9 protein-coding genes and 2 pseudogenes are annotated in these 14,689 nt (G+C 57.6%); 10 read left to right on the top strand and 1 reads right to left on the bottom strand.

The window, feature by feature from the left end:
* Positions 1-72: 72 nt before the first annotated feature.
* The 4 genes and pseudogenes from DH08_RS16715 to DH08_RS16705 all read left to right on the top strand — a co-directional run.
* On the top strand, positions 73-786 hold the full coding sequence (locus DH08_RS16715; protein ID WP_345892406.1) for an SDR family NAD(P)-dependent oxidoreductase: 714 nt from the start codon (positions 73-75) through the stop codon (positions 784-786).
* Positions 738-848, top strand: a complete 111-nt coding sequence (locus tag DH08_RS37430) for an SDR family oxidoreductase (RefSeq protein ID WP_428338480.1) — start codon at positions 738-740, stop codon at positions 846-848. The genes DH08_RS16715 and DH08_RS37430 overlap by 49 nt, the downstream gene beginning before the upstream one ends.
* Entirely contained in the window at positions 808-999 is a 192-nt protein-coding gene (locus DH08_RS16710) for a hypothetical protein (RefSeq protein ID WP_192180347.1), read from the top strand. Before DH08_RS37430 ends, DH08_RS16710 begins: the two co-directional genes overlap by 41 nt.
* A 225-nt stretch (positions 1,000-1,224) precedes the next feature.
* Positions 1,225-1,390, top strand: a pseudogene (locus tag DH08_RS16705) (IS110 family transposase); the annotation flags it as partial.
* On the opposite strand, the pseudogene DH08_RS16700 reads toward DH08_RS16705, so the two are convergent.
* A pseudogene (locus DH08_RS16700) lies at positions 1,346-1,614 on the bottom strand (transposase); the annotation flags it as partial. The pseudogenes DH08_RS16705 and DH08_RS16700 overlap by 45 nt on opposite strands.
* A gap of 973 nt (positions 1,615-2,587) precedes the next feature.
* Between DH08_RS16700 and DH08_RS16695 the strand changes: the two are divergent.
* From DH08_RS16695 to DH08_RS16670, 6 genes are all read left to right on the top strand, one after another.
* A complete protein-coding gene (locus tag DH08_RS16695; RefSeq protein WP_210328767.1) occupies positions 2,588-3,283 on the top strand; it encodes a class I SAM-dependent DNA methyltransferase in 696 nt (231 codons plus the stop codon).
* Between the two features lie 17 nt (positions 3,284-3,300).
* Positions 3,301-10,665 carry an alpha/beta fold hydrolase gene (locus DH08_RS16690; RefSeq protein ID WP_345892405.1) on the top strand — a complete coding sequence of 2,455 codons (7,365 nt, stop codon included), beginning with the start codon at positions 3,301-3,303 and terminating at the stop codon, positions 10,663-10,665.
* A gap of 294 nt (positions 10,666-10,959) precedes the next feature.
* Positions 10,960-11,292, top strand: coding sequence for a hypothetical protein (locus DH08_RS16685; protein ID WP_192180343.1), 333 nt, complete (start codon positions 10,960-10,962; stop codon positions 11,290-11,292).
* Positions 11,289-12,056: a 4'-phosphopantetheinyl transferase family protein gene (locus tag DH08_RS16680; RefSeq protein ID WP_192180342.1), complete on the top strand. Its 768-nt coding sequence runs from the start codon at positions 11,289-11,291 to the stop codon at positions 12,054-12,056. The genes DH08_RS16685 and DH08_RS16680 overlap by 4 nt, the downstream gene beginning before the upstream one ends.
* 694 nt (positions 12,057-12,750) lie before the next feature.
* Entirely contained in the window at positions 12,751-13,677 is a 927-nt protein-coding gene (locus DH08_RS16675; RefSeq protein WP_246800890.1) for a class I SAM-dependent DNA methyltransferase, read from the top strand.
* Complete coding sequence (locus DH08_RS16670) at positions 13,659-14,654, top strand: isopenicillin N synthase family dioxygenase (RefSeq protein WP_192180341.1); 996 nt, start codon at positions 13,659-13,661, stop codon at positions 14,652-14,654. The genes DH08_RS16675 and DH08_RS16670 overlap by 19 nt, the downstream gene beginning before the upstream one ends.
* Positions 14,655-14,689: the final 35 nt, after the last annotated feature.

The following is a 14,689-nucleotide window of genomic DNA, read 5'->3' as shown; positions in this document are numbered from 1 at the left end:
ACCTTGGGCTTCGAAACGCCGGCTGATAGATTGCGAGCGGTGTTGCGTTGACCGGTTGAACCCGCCGGTCTATTGAGGGCATCCCTGGCTGACAGACTGGCGGGCAAGATTGCTATCATCACAGGCGGCGGACGCGGCATTGGCGCCGGCATCACCCAGCGCTTTGCGGGGGAGGGGGCAAAGGTCGCCGTTGTGCAGAGGAACGCGCCGCCTGAGACGATGCTCAACGAGGGCATCATTTACGTAAAGGCGGACCTCTCCAACTCCGAGGAAATTGCCTCGGCTGTCCAGACTGTCGTCGAGCGGTTCGGCGGCCTGGACATCCTCGTCAACAACGCAGGTATCATGTTCGAGAAGACGGTCGACGAGATGACCGAGGCGGACTGGGACCAGATGATGGACATCAATCTGAAGGCCCCATTCCTGATGACAAAGGCGACAATGCCGCATCTCCGGCAGCGGGGCAAGGGAAGCATCGTCAACATCGGCTCAATCGAAGGGCTGGCGTCCAACCCAGGACATCCCGCCTATTCGGCCTCGAAAGCGGGCATTCACGGCTTCACGGCGGCGGTCGCCGTGGACCACGGGCACGAGGGCATCCGTTGCAATGCCATTGCGCCGGGCTGGATCAATTCCGATCTGAGCGAAGTCTATATCGACCGCATGGCGGACAGCGCCCGCGTCCGCAGGGAGCTGCTTGCATGCATCCGGTCGGGCGCCTGGGCGAACCGAAGGACGTGGGCAATCTCGCAGTCTGGCTTGCCTCGGAGGAAAGCGACTTCGTGACCGGTCAGGTCTACGTTATCGATGGCGGCCGCACCAAAAAGCTGCCGCTGCCGATCGCGTGAAGAGTCGAACAACGACAGCGAAGCCAGCTTCGACGCCTCGTCCGACCTGCAGGCGAGAGATCGATCGGGTGATCTCGTCGCCCAGACCGCACCGGCGCCGATCATGGACACGAGGATGACCATCGACAAGACATCATCACACATTGATTGACCGGAAGCCTACCACGCTTGCATAAACCTTGCCCTAACGACGAGTTCCGGGAGCCATCTAAGCTGGGCAAGTGCCCCTGCGTACTTAAGTGGATAGCTGAGAGGACGTTTGGAAAATCGAGGAACGGGTTTTGCGGTGCGGCGATTTGTGATTGCGGGATGGCCCGCCCCTCTCCGAGATATCCGTTAGAATTGCTCTTTTTTGTAACGAGAGAGGAACGGACTGATGTCGATCTTCGTGCTTGGAATTTGATCTTGGCAAGAACGTGTGCAGCCTCGTCGGGTTGGATAAAGCTGGTGCTGTGGTTCTGCGCCGGCGTCTTCGTCGTGACGGCGTTGCGGATTTCGTCGGCAAGCTGCCCGCTTGCATTGTGGCCATGGAAGCATGCTGCGAAGGACAGCCGGTCCTGGATCTGAAACTCGGCCTGATCGTCCGAGTGACTGCAGAGCGCCTGCAGCACCATGATCTTGAACATCATCACCGCATCAAAGGGCGGCCGGCCGCCTTTGGCGTCATCGCAGCGCTTCAGCGCCTTGGCCAAAGGCTTGCGGAAACCTCCCAAGGCACCACCGCATTCAGCTTCTCCAGTGGATCGCCGGCCTCGCTCAGCCGCACATCACGCTATCAATGTCCCAGAACCCCCGCCTGTCCCCGCATCCAACGCCTCCGAGCAAACCACAAGGCGAAGTGAATCAAAATGCGTTCTCGATTGCGAGGTTTTTCGAGGTGTCCAAATGGAGGGGGTGTTCTCATCAACCCAGCCGCCGAGGGGAGCGACAGATGAAGCGTTTCAGCCCGACGGACAGCGTTTTCTGTCAATTCATTTGATCCGATTAGCTTGTTTCACTGCCATCGCCTGACCGCAGCTGACTAGAGCGCAAGCGGCAGCCTTCGAAATAGGAGCGGTCATCTCAACTGCGGCACTCGGGACCTGAAACCAACCCCCTTCGCAGCGCGAATTCCTCGCGGATCGATTTCAAATGCAACGTCCAGGCAAAAGCTTGGGAATGGAATTGTTACAAATATATATCAGAGTACTTCCGGAATTGTGAATGGGAGATACGTATATATAGTTAAACATTCGTTACATAACGTAATGTAAAAGTCGTAAAAATCATCTTTTAGCAGCTGCATGCTGCTGGTACGGTCGCTACTGAGAATATAAATTAGTTCGTCTCGGCGAGTTTTTTGCCCTCGTCTTGGGGAACGTTGACGGCTTATCCTGGAGAGCTTCGATGCGAGACCGGCATCAGCCAGATCAAGAAATCCTCCCTGATCCCGTCGGACGGATCAACCCGAGGGGTGGACATATGTTTTCGCTAGAGGACGTCCGACTGAGCGACTTTCAGGTACGCTCATTTGAGTCTTTGTCTGGCGACCCCATCCACATCGATTGCCTGATCATTAACGGGCCGTCCGATCTCGGATGCGGCATGATCCCGAGTGATGCGCGTAGTTTGGTGTCTAGGCACCTTCGCATGGTTCATAGCCATAATCCGCATAGTGGCAAGGAACACAGTTTCAGCAGCGGCCATTGCACGCCCGTGAAGACTGTGTCGCACCCATCTGCCTACATGGAGGAACTATCATGAACCTGGATCGACAGACCGCACTTGAGGAAGCCGCACGAGAGCGCATCAAGGCTTCCCACGTGCTCGACGGTGACGCCGCTCGCTTGGCCCACTTCTATCGCGGTTGGGCGAGTTCCTATGAACTGGATGTCGACCGCGAGGGGTACTGCGGGCCGACGGTGGTTGCGGAACTGGCTGGCGCCGTGCAGACAGCGTATTTGGCCAACGACCGAGCAGCCATCGCAATCTTGGACGCTGGGTGCGGTACGGGTCTCGTGGGCGCGCAGTTGAAGCGCCTCGGTTTCCAGTTGCTCGACGGGTTCGACCTCTCCGAGGAGATGGCCGAAAAGGCCCGAAAAACTCGCGTCTACCGCCATGTCAAAGCCAATGTCGACCTTAACGGGCCGCTCTCCGACTACTCCAGTGCGATTTATGACATAACGGTCTGCTGCGGCGTCTTCACGCTCGGGCACGTCCGACCGGACGCGCTGTGCGAACTGGCTCGCGTCACACGGCCCAGCGGATTCATCATCGCAAGCACGCGCAAAAGCTATGCGCAAGCCGCATCCTTTGAAAATGAGGTGCGGCGTCTGCAGGATGCGGGCGTGCTTGTGACGGCACAGTGTCTAAGCGACGGCAAATACGTCGCGGAGGAGGGCGCGCACTACTGGGTTCTCCGTGTGCCCCATAAGGCCAGCGGTCCGGCAGGATAGTGCACTTCGGATGGGAAATGACGCGAGTGCCGAATAGGGCCGGCGCCTGCAAACGGAATCTTCATCGGCATGGGTGGCCAGAAATGAAAAACTCTCTTCCTGAGGTCAAAACCTTACTGAACGTCGTAAAGAGCTCGCTCGAACCGTCGTATCGGATATTTTGCTTCCCGCATGGGGGTGGCAGCGTCCAATCATTCCGTAATTGGTCTGACTATCTTCCCGAAGACGTTGAGCTGATTTGCCTGGATCTTCCCGGGCGCGGTAAACGATCAGCTGAGACTGCCATTCGCAGCATGGACGTACTGGTATCCATGGTCACTCAGGCGCTCCGCGGGTACAGCGACCGGCCTTTTATATTCTTCGGTCATAGCACAGGTGCCCTTGTGGCTTACGAAATCGCTCGCTCCCTTGAGAGCGCCGGTAGGCCCTCTCCCTTTCATGTGGTCGTGTCTGCTCACAAATCGGCAGATGTACCGGCGGACGAGCCACCGATGTACAGGTACGCGGATGATGAGTTGACCGATCTGGTCGGGACCCTTGGCATGGTTCCTCCGGAGGCCCTGGCAAATGAGGAACTCCTACTGGATTTCATCTTGCCACCACTGCGGGCCGACTTCGAAGTCGCGGAGACTTACGATCGCAGCCTGCCAACGCCTCTTAACGCGGCGATCACCGCAATGGGGGGCGTTGAGGATCAAATGCTGAATGCTGATGACTTAGACGAGTGGCGCCGATTTACGACGTCGCGCTTCGCCCGGGTTATGTTTGATGGGGATCACTTTTTCACCCACTCCATGACTGAGGAAGTGGTGTCGACCCTCCTGCGAGAGGTGCGGGAAGTGACGGCACACCTCCCGGCTTCGATACAAATTTCCGAGGCCCTGCCTTATCCTGACCTGCCACTGCATGACCGCCTCCGCAAACAAGCGGCCCTCAGCCCGGAGGCGCCCGCCGTTGTCTCTGAGGCTGCCATCCTCACGTACCGCGATCTTGATGACCTGAGCGAGACGCTATCCAGATATCTCCTCGAACGCGGGCAGAGCCTAGGTTCACATGTGGGTATTCTTATGGATACTTCACCCGAATACGCCGTCGCACTGTTCGGTATTCTTAAGTCAGGAGCGGCCTATGTCGTGCTTGACAAAGCTCAGCCCGTTGCGGCGCTCAAGCGGATACTCGAGACGGCAGCCGTCGAAATCGTTGTTACAAATAGCCGATTCGCAGCTACCCTTCCGCCTGACTGGCTGGGTCTTGCGCTGTCGCTCGACGAGGATTGGCAAGCGCTATTCAGCGACCCCGGTCCGGCCAGTCCGCAATCGGTCCATCTCGATGCCCCGGCCCAGATTGTGTTTTCATCCGGCACGACTGGCGAACCGAAGGGGATCGTCTGCCCCCACCGAAGCGCTGTGTGCTCTTACCAATGGCGCTATCACGCGCTGCCGTACGCGCCTGATGAGCGCGAGGCGGTTAATATCTTCTTGGTCTGGGAGATAATGCGACCGATCCTCGCCGGGACGCCAGCCTACCTGATTCCCGACGAGGTCATTTACGATCCACCCCGGCTGGTTGAATACTTGGAGCGCAATCGAATTTCGAGAGTACTGTTTACGCCTTCATTGCTGGATGTGCTTGTCAGCAGCGGCGTCTTTGATGTCGCTTCCCGCCTTCCGGATCTTCGGTTGATTTATCTATCAGGTGAAGTGGTAACAGCAGCGTTGGTTGCGCGTGTAAAGGACGCGCTGCCGCACGTCAAAATCATCAATCACTATAGCGTGGCAGAGACCTATGACGTTACGCATATTGACCTGAGCGAGATCGATCCTGCGACAACACCAAAGGTAGTCCCGGTCGGACCGCCTCAGAACAATGTCAGTGTCTATGTCCTCGGGGAACAGCGCGAACCCGTGCCGCTCGGCTTCGTGGGCGAGGTCTTCGTCGGAGGCGATGCAATTGGTGACGGATATCTCAACAGCCCGGAGATGACACGGGAAAGGTTCCTTCCCGACCCGTTCCGTGCTGATGGCACGATGTTCCGCACGGGCGATCTTGGCCGCATGCTGCCCGGCGGCCAACTGCAAATAATCGGGCGCTGCGCTTTCATGATAAAGATCCGAGGTTATAGCGTCGTCCCAGGGTCTGTAGAAGCTGCTTTGCTCCGGCACTCCGCCGTCTGCTCCGCTGCAGTCATGCCGGAGCTCGATGCGACGACCGGCCAGCCTGATCGACTGATTGCCTATGTAGTCTTGCGAAATCGGTGCAAGGGGTGGCAGGCTTCTTTGCGTGCGCATCTGAAGTCTGAGGTGCCCCACTACGCGATGCCGTCAGACTTCGTTGCCGTGAAGGAATTGCCCATCGCGGCGAACGGGAAACTCGATTGGTCGCGCCTTCGCCACGTTGGGGAAGAGGCGTGCATTCCCGTGACAGGTGCCGGCGAGATCGAACCCGCACTTCGCGCTGCCTGGCGCGACCTTCTCCAGGTAGAAGCTGAAGATCCGGGCGACAACTTTTTCGACTGCGGCGGACATTCTCTTCTGGCTGCCCGTCTCTGCGCGCAGCTTCGCGAGAGTCTGAAGATGGAGCTCCGTGTGGTGGAGGTTTTCCTCAACCCGACTTTCAAAGAGCTTGCGGCTCTTCTCCGCAAGCGCCTCGGCGAGCAGGGACGGCCCCAAAACCGGGCGCTCCCCAAAACACCGCCAGTCTCGCCGGGCACGGCGCATACTAAGGCGGTCGAGGGACGACGCGGTACCGCAATGGACATTGCGGTGATTGGCATGAGCGCGCGTTTCCCTGGCGCGGAGACTATTGAAGCGCTCTGGGGCAACCTCTGCCAAGGTGTCTGCTCGATCGCACCCCTCTCGGCGCAGGTCCTCAAGGAGCGGGGGATTCCGGAGGGGGTCCTGAAGCGCCCCGATTATATCCGCGTGGGCGCCCATCTCGATGATGTAGACGTCTTCGATCCGGGTTTTTGGGGCTTATCGCCACGTGAGGCGACGTTGATGGACCCGCAGCATCGACTGTTCCTCGAATGCTGCTGGAAGGCACTAGAGTCGGCTGGGTACACACCAACCCAGCACGAGGGCCGGACGGGGGTCTTCGCCGGGTCTTTCCTGCCACTCTATCTGCTACACCATTTGAAAGTAGAAGGCCTTCTCGATCCCACCGACGCCCTGCTCGCTTGGCTGACGGAACTCGGCAACGACAAGGACTATCTCGCCTCGCGCGTGTCCTACATGCTGAACCTCAGCGGCCCAAGCATTGTGGTGCAAACCTCATGTTCAACAGGGCTGGTCGCTATCGCCACTGCCGCTCAGTCGCTCGCTGCGGGTCATTGCGATATGGCGCTGGCAGGCGCAGTCAGCATCACGTTCCCTCAAGCGGGATATCAATATGTAGAAGGCTTCATCAATTCCTTGGACGGCGTATGCCGCGCCTTTGATGCCGATGCCAGTGGCACGGTGGTCGGAGATGGGGTCGGGGTCGTTGTTCTCAAGCGGCTTGAAGATGCGCTCGCGGCGGGCGATCCTATCCACGCAGTGATGAAAGGATGTGCCATTAACAACGATGGCCACACCAAATCATCTTTCTCGGCGCCGAGCGCGCAGGGACAGGCCGCTGTTGTGCGCCAAGCACTTGAGTCCGCAGTGGTCGACCCTGCCGACGTGGAATACATTGAAACTCACGGGACCGGCACCAAGGTCGGCGATCCAATTGAGGTCCGCGCTTTGGCAGAGGTTTTCGCTGGGCAAGTGGAAACTGGCAAGACCTGTGCCCTCGGATCAATCAAACCGAATATCGGCCATGCCAATATCGCCGCCGGGGTCGCGAGCTTCATAAAGACAGTGCTCAGCCTGCAGCAAGGCATGATCCCCCCGACCATCAACATCAACCGACTGAACGAGGATTTGAATCTGGAAGAGACCCCCTTCTTCGTCAATGAGCAGCTTAGACCCTGGCCCCGTAGGCAGGATCGTGCCCGAACCGCTGGTGTCACCTGCTTGGGTATTGGCGGAACCAACTGCCATGTCGTGCTGCAGGAATGGATTGACGAGAAGGCAAGGGCCTGGCCTGGATCGGTCGCGCGGGGTTCGCACGCGCTATGCTTGTCCGCAAAGACGCCGTCCGCGCTAAGCCGAGCCTGCCGGAATTTAGCCACGTTCCTGCGGCGCAACCGGGAGGTCGATCTCGGTGACGTCGCTCATACGCTCCGAGTGGCAAGATGCCATTTCGATCATCGGACGGTCGTTGTGGTGCGCAACCTAGACATGGCCATCAAGAGACTAGAGGAAGAGGCTGATCGCGTGGCTGATCGAATCCCTTCCTCGCCGTCAATTGCGTTCATGCTGCCAGGCGGTGGAGTGCAGCACGCGGGAATGTTCAAGGACCTGTTTGATAACGTGTCCGACTTTCGCGGAGCGTTCCTAACTTGTGCGGCCGCTAGTCGCCCCATCCTAGATCGTGATCTGGAGTCACTCGTGTTTGGGGAAAATGACGCCTACACGGACGCTTCCTTCGAAGAAATCAACGTCATGATCTTCTCCGTGCAGTACGCTATGGCACAATTGCTGGAAGCGTTTGGCGTGCGTCCCGACTATCTTGTCGGACACAGCATGAGCGAATACGTCGTGGCCACCCTAGCAGGCATTCTGAAACCGGAAGATGCTATGGCGCTGATGGTCGCTCGTAGTCGCGCGATGGCGAGTCTTGGCGTCGACGGTGCTATGCTTGCGGTCAAATGCAGCCCAGAGGACGCTCAACGCATTCTGGAGGAAAACGCTTGGCGTGACCGGGCTGAATCCGGCGATATTAGTATCGGTGTCGTGAATTCCAAAACCAGTGTCGTGTTCACCGGAAGACGGGAACTGATTGAAAGGCTTCAGGCGGGGCTCGAAAAAGCAGAGATTCCCAACCAGATCCTCAATACAGCTGGCATCCCCAGCCATTCTCCGCTGATGAAACCGGCAGCTGATACTATCGACGCACACGTCCGCACGCTCGAGAAGCGAGTACCGGATTTGGCCATCGCTCTGAATTCAGGAGGCTATCTCCACCGGGCGAAGGTGCCTCTACCCGAGACCTACTGGAGCAGGCAAGCAAGCGGAACGATCCGATTCGATCGGTCTCTTGCGGCCATCGTTGCGGCCGGTGCAACTGCGCTCATTGACCTTGGCCCCTTGTGCAATCTGGCGCGTTTCGCACATGAAACAATCAATTCAGAGGATCGTAAGGCCAGAATTTCTGCGGTGGTTTCAGCCACGCGTGGGAAGAATGACCAGGAGTTCACCGATCGTCATGTTCTTCTGGAATGTCTTGGGAACCTCTGGTCCTTGGGTGTTACGGTGGATTGGAAACGAGCCAGTGATCAATTGGAACCCTTCGGTTCTCGCCGAAGGGTCTCGCTTCCGACGTACTCGTTTGATCGTCACCGTTGCTGGCCGGACGGTCAGCCTGCTGGCTTGGCGGTGGTGCCGCAGACCGCGGAGCGAGAGCGGCGCAGGGGAGAGGCGTTCATCTACGCACAGAGTTGGACAGAGAAAATCCTCCCCCGCACGATTCTCGGTGACGGGAGTACAAAGGCGCAGCGTTGGCTGATACTCGCAGATCGGTCGTCCGGAGACGTGGATTGCGCGGGAGACGTGCTGGCAAACAGCATAACGCAGCAGTTGGCGGATGCTGGTCATGAGGTTGTTCGTGTTTGCCGACGAGCCAGACCCTCGAATCCGCCCATGAAAGTCAAAGGGTCAACCGTGATGATTGATCCAACCCGAGAAGGTCTGAAGGCGCTCTTCGACGCCGAAATCGCTTCGAGCCGTCCCGCTGACCGCATTCTCTGCCTTTGGCACCTGAGCGGCTGCGCCGACGCGTCCAGGGATTCCGGTACGGTGCAGACCGATCTTTTCCGGAGCTACGACGCGATATTCGATTTGGCGCGAGTTCTCTCTACACTGGCATTGCAGACTCAGGTCGATGTCTGGATTGTTGGTGACCGGATGGTCCAAGTCGGTGAAGAACCTATAGATCCCGAAAAGGCGTGCATCTTCGGTCCCGCCATCGTCCTGCCGCAGGAGAATCCGATGGTCGATTGTCGGGTTGTGGACCTGAATATCGACGACCCGGGTATCACTAATAGGCTCGTTGCTGAAATCTGGCGCGGCGTGCCCGGTCCCGATGGGGTCGTCGCCCTCCGAGGGAACCGGCGGTGGGTGCTGCACTTCCCCGAGGTAACCCTCGCCGAACAAACCTCGGGGGGAGGGGAGGTCCTGCGACCAGACGGCGTGTATCTGATCACAGGAGCTCTCGGAAAGATAGGTCTTTCCCTGACTGAGCATCTTGTAGCCCTTGGAGCGACGGTGGTCGCATTAACCCGCCGTGCGGTACCCGACAGTTCGGATTGGAAGTCCGCAGATCTCGATGACAATGGTTGGATGTCTCGATTGGCCGCTCTGGATAGCGCAAAGGGTCAGGTGATTCTGCGCCAGGCCGACGTATCCGATTTCGAGAGCCTGTTAGGAGCGCTCGACACCACCATTCGCGAGCTGGGGCGGATCGACGGTGTCTTCCACGCCGCTGGACTGGCCGATCTGAGGTTCCTTTCAGAGATGGAAGATACGACCTTCGCCAGTGAGTTCGCCCCCAAAGTCGTCGGAACCCGCAACCTTTACAGCGCAATCAAGCGGATCAAGTCCACCTACGCCCAAATACCCGAGTTTGTCTTCCTTTTCTCGTCTTTGGCGTCCATTCTAGGCGGGCTAGCGATGGCAGATTTTGCAGCCGCGAACAGGTTCATGGACGCTTTTGCACGCCAGGTGCCGGGCAAACTCGGCGTCCGGTGGATCAATTCCAACTGGGATGACTGGGATTACTCCTATGGGGAGCAGGTGACTTCCGCATACGAGACATCTAAGGCGAAGGATTTGGCACTCAGTCCCGATGAGGGGATCGACATCATCAAACGAATACTGGCAACGGTCGACAACAGCCAAGTAATCATAGCGACACGACCGTTATCTTCCCGCATAAGGCAATGGGTTGACCAGATTCGGACAATCACGACCGACGATCAGGACGAGGAGAAAATATCCCTGTCCAAAGGAGTCGGAAAAAATAAGGGGAACGCGCTCGTTGGCGATAATGTGAAGAATGCATTTCTGGATGAAATTAAGTCTCTCCTGAGCGTAAAAGAAATAGGGTTGGACGATAACTTCTTCGAAATGGGCGGAGACAGCCTTCTCGCCACAGCACTTCAAGTCCGTTTGACGAAAAGCGGCCGCTGGAGGGCGCCTCATCTGCATGAGATTTTTAAGGCGGCAACCTTCGGGGATCTGTACGAGCAGATCTGTCAGACCTCTTCGCACATGGCGGAAGGAGAGAAGCATCATACTTGAAAAAGGCGATCGGTCCGCCGTGGGACGTATCGTCGAGGACGCCCGACCATAAATGGAAGATGTTAAACACATCGGGCCGGCTCGCTTTGGCGGAGGAGCTAGGCGGCGGAATGATCGCATGCGACTGCTGGATCTCATCGATCCGACACCGGATACGCGGACCGAACAGTATGTCTGATTGAGGGACAGCAATCCGGCCCTGTGGCCGGCAACGGTTAAGACAGTCACGGCCCGTGCAGTTTCAATTTTGAGCACCATTGCTGCTCTCTGGAGATTGACGATCACGGTCAAAAATTGGCCGGCAAAGGCTCGATTGCGGCCCAGTTCGCGGCGGTGGGCTACCGAGCCAGTCCCCCAATCCGCGACGAGATCATCATGAACCTTCGAGCTATCTTGAAGAATGGACCCGATTTGTTGGTTGCTCTCTCAGTCAGTCGATCGCAGTTTCAGTCTAAAACCATTCTCGGCTTCATGCTGGAGCTAGTGATCACGATCCTTATCTATAATGTCGGGCTGGCGGCAAAACGGCCCGTGTGCTCCTGTCGCAAATTACTACTCGATGACAATTGGGCCGATCACTTCCAGGCTGCGCCCTATGGCTGCGGTGCCCCCCAGGTTCCGGAATGAGCACCCGAGCCGCCACGCACCTCATTATCCTCTCAGCCCGCTCGCGCGGATTTCTTAACAATGTAACCTTGCATGATACTGGCTACCCGGACGCGGTCTTAGTGCATGGCCGGTTCGATTTCGAAAGATACACGGAGAACTTATTTCACGAACTCGCATTAGCCTGCCCTGACAGCCTGTCCACAGCGTTACCCATACGCCGTGCCGAGTTTCTGGCCGGTAGAGCGATCGCGCGCGCAGCATTGCTCGCGCTGGGCCAACCCGTCCCCCAGATTCCTATCGGTCCCGACCGCGCTCCACTGTGGCCTCGATATTCCGCAGGTTCAATAACCCACGCGCGAGGTCATTGCGCATGTTTCGCCATTGCCGATGGAAGCTGGCAAGCGGGTGTGGATGTCGAGGCGCTGGCCAGTGGTCATGCGCTGGAATCGATCCTGCGCATGACCGCGAACAAAGATGAACGTGCCTTAATCGCTCGACAGACGGCTCTCCCTCCAGATTGGCTGGCGACGCTGCTTTTTTCCGCCAAGGAAACACTTTTTAAAGTGCTCTACCCGTTGACCCGGCGTTTTTTTGGATTTGACTGTGCCGAACTACGCACCATTCCTGCAAATGGGCGCCTACGACTGCATCTAACTCAAGCTCTGTGCCCAGAATTACCTGCGGACGAACACTATGACATTCGCTTTGATATGGTCAGGGATCACGTATTCACTTGGTTGGCCATGCGCAGATTGCAAGAGGAACGTGTTTACCCAATGTAGGCATACCATTCTAACCGGCATCGCCCGCGCCGGCGCGGCCACGCGCGATGAAATGGCGCGCGAAGTGAGTCCCTTGTATTTGAACGCAACGAAGCGCTGCGCAATTCGTCAGCTGGCGAACAATTCCTTGAAGCCGCTCGTTTGCTGCGCGTCTGACGGCTGCCGCCGGCTGCTCATCTTTACCGCCAGCCAGTCGCCGAAGCTGTCCCACCGAGCGTCCTTAGGCAGGCGGATCTCAACCTTCGGCCCGCTTCTATCGCCAACGCGGACTAATTTTTCGAAGTAGACCGGTTGCTCGATGAACCAAAGCGCCCCCTCTCATTTGACGCTCCAATCGTAGCAGGCGCCCGCGCGCCTTAGGGCGCGCCGGTGCGCGTCAACCGAACCGGCCTTTCTTCGGTAAGCTCAGACGGTCTCGGCCATTTGGCTTCGAGGCAGCCTTTCGGCTGCTGACAGTCGCCCGTCAGGCTGATCGCCCACGCCATTCTGTCAGCTTTGTCGGGCGCCGCGATACAAGCTTATTTACCCAAATTGTTATTTTCCAGCCCAAATAACTGAAAACAATCACCAAAAGCTATTTTCTGTGCCTCGTTCGGCCAATTGGCACGAGTTTTGATGCGTCGTTTGCGAGTGGGCAGCAGGTGCCGGACGGACGCGCCGCCGATGATCATCTCCGCCTATATACAGGAACAGCATGAACACTTCCGATCAGCAGACGGCACTGAAACAAGCCGCACCCAAGCGCATCAAGGATTCCCGCCCTCAACGGCAACGCCGGTCGCGTGGCCCACTTCTATCGCGAATAGGCAGTTCCTGCGATTTGGATGTGGGCCGCGACGGCTACTGCGGGCCGATGATCGTGGCGGAACCGCCGGGCGCCGCGCAGACGGTGTATTTGGCCAGGCAGCGGGCAGCCATCGGAATCGTGGACGCAGGCTGCGGAACAGGCCTCGTTGGCGTACAACTGGAACGCCTCGACTTCCGGCTGATCGATGGGTTCGATCTCTCCGAGGAAATGGCCGAAAGGGCACGCCAAACCCGCGTCTACCGCCATGTCCGAGGCGATGTCGACCTTAGCGGGCCACTCTCCAGCGTGAGCTATGACATCGCGGTCTGCCGCGGCGTCTTCACGCTCGGGCATGTCCGACCGGATGCACTGCGCGAACTGGCTCGCGTCACGCTCCCGAACGGATTCGTCGTCGCAAGCACCCGCAAGAGCTATGCAGAAACCGCATCCTTAAGACGAGGTGCGGCGTCTGCAGGATGCGAGCATCCTTGTGCTGGCACAGCGTTAACCGACGGCAGATACGTTGCCGAGGAGGAGGCGCACTACTGCGTTTTCCAGGTGCCCGAAAGGGCCAGTGCACCAGAGGAACGGGGCTATGAGCATGCAACCGCAAATCTCGCTGGCGAAACTCGGAGCCGATGCAAGGGGCAACAAGCGCGAGCGCCTACGCATGCCCTGCAGGAGTTTGGGTTCTTCTACATTGTTGAGCTGACACCAAGAAAGAAAGATCGCACCAGCTATCCAGCTTCGCGAAGCTCCCAGCTACCTGTCAAATATGAAAATGCCCAAATCCTTGCGCAAACGAAGGTGTACTCATGCATAAAGATCTCGTAGTCAGACTGGACGACAAGCTGCGGGCGAAACGCGAAAGCTTTGACAAGATTCCTGTGGTTGATATAGCGCCGCTTCTCGATGGCACGAAGAAGCAGTGGGTGGCCAAGGAGATACGTTGGGCGTTGTCGAACACCGGATTCATGTATGTGAAGAACCACGGGATTCCGCAGGACTGTATTGATTCAATGTTCGACGTGGGCCGTCGATTCTTTGACCTGCCCTGGGCGCAGAAGACGTCATTGCATATTAGCAAATCCGATATGGCGCTGCGCGGATATATCGAGCCGTTCGGGGAGAACACAGATCCGGGTAAGACGAAAGACCTCAAGGAGTGCTTTGACATCGGCCCTGAACGTTCGACACTGGAAGGTCCGTTTTTTGGCCCCAACCAGTGGCCCTCAAGCTTGCCCGAGTTTCGGGCACTCACATACGGTTACCTTCAAAAGATGGTGGGCCTCGCCACAAGACTCTTGAAGGGCATCGCGCTCAGTCTGGACCTGCGGGAAAACTATTTCGAGAACCTCATGCGCGACCCGATCAGTATTCAGCGCCTAATTCATTACCCGCCGCAGACTGGTTATATCACCGAAGACATTCTTGGGATTGGCGCCCACACGGATTACGGCCTTCTGACTATCCTCGCTCAGGACGACGTGGGTGGTCTTCAGGTCTTGAACCGAGATGGCGATTGGGTAGCGGGCACGCCGATCCACGGCACTTTCATAATCAATATTGGTGACCTAATTCAGCGCCTCACCAACGATGTGTACTTGGCGAACTTGCATCGCGTGGTGAACACCTCGGGCCGCGAGCGATACTCAATCCCTTTCTTTATCGATGCTGATTTCAACGCGATCATAGAGCCATTGGCCTCATGCATCACAAACAGCAACCCGCTTCGCTATAAGCCGGTAACGTGCGGCGAGCATAAATTCGACCGTTTCGCAGCAAGTTACGCTCACTTGGCCAAAGCGTGATGAGGGCGGACAGCCACTTACCCACGTGACACGCC

Source organism: Mesorhizobium amorphae (assembly GCF_014843845.1).
Classification (GTDB): domain Bacteria; phylum Pseudomonadota; class Alphaproteobacteria; order Rhizobiales; family Rhizobiaceae; genus Mesorhizobium; species Mesorhizobium amorphae_A.
This window is presented reverse-complemented; position numbering and strand designations above follow the sequence as displayed.

Coding starts and splice junctions, on each gene's coding strand:
- DH08_RS16675 (WP_246800890.1), top strand. CDS start 12,751: ATGAACACTTCCGATCAGCAGACGGCACTGAAACAAGCCGCACCCAAG.
- DH08_RS16680 (WP_192180342.1), top strand. CDS start 11,289: ATGAGCACCCGAGCCGCCACGCACCTCATTATCCTCTCAGCCCGCTCG.
- DH08_RS16710 (WP_192180347.1), top strand. CDS start 808: ATGGCGGCCGCACCAAAAAGCTGCCGCTGCCGATCGCGTGAAGAGTCG.
- DH08_RS16690 (WP_345892405.1), top strand. CDS start 3,301: ATGACGCGAGTGCCGAATAGGGCCGGCGCCTGCAAACGGAATCTTCAT.
- DH08_RS16695 (WP_210328767.1), top strand. CDS start 2,588: ATGAACCTGGATCGACAGACCGCACTTGAGGAAGCCGCACGAGAGCGC.
- DH08_RS16670 (WP_192180341.1), top strand. CDS start 13,659: ATGCATAAAGATCTCGTAGTCAGACTGGACGACAAGCTGCGGGCGAAA.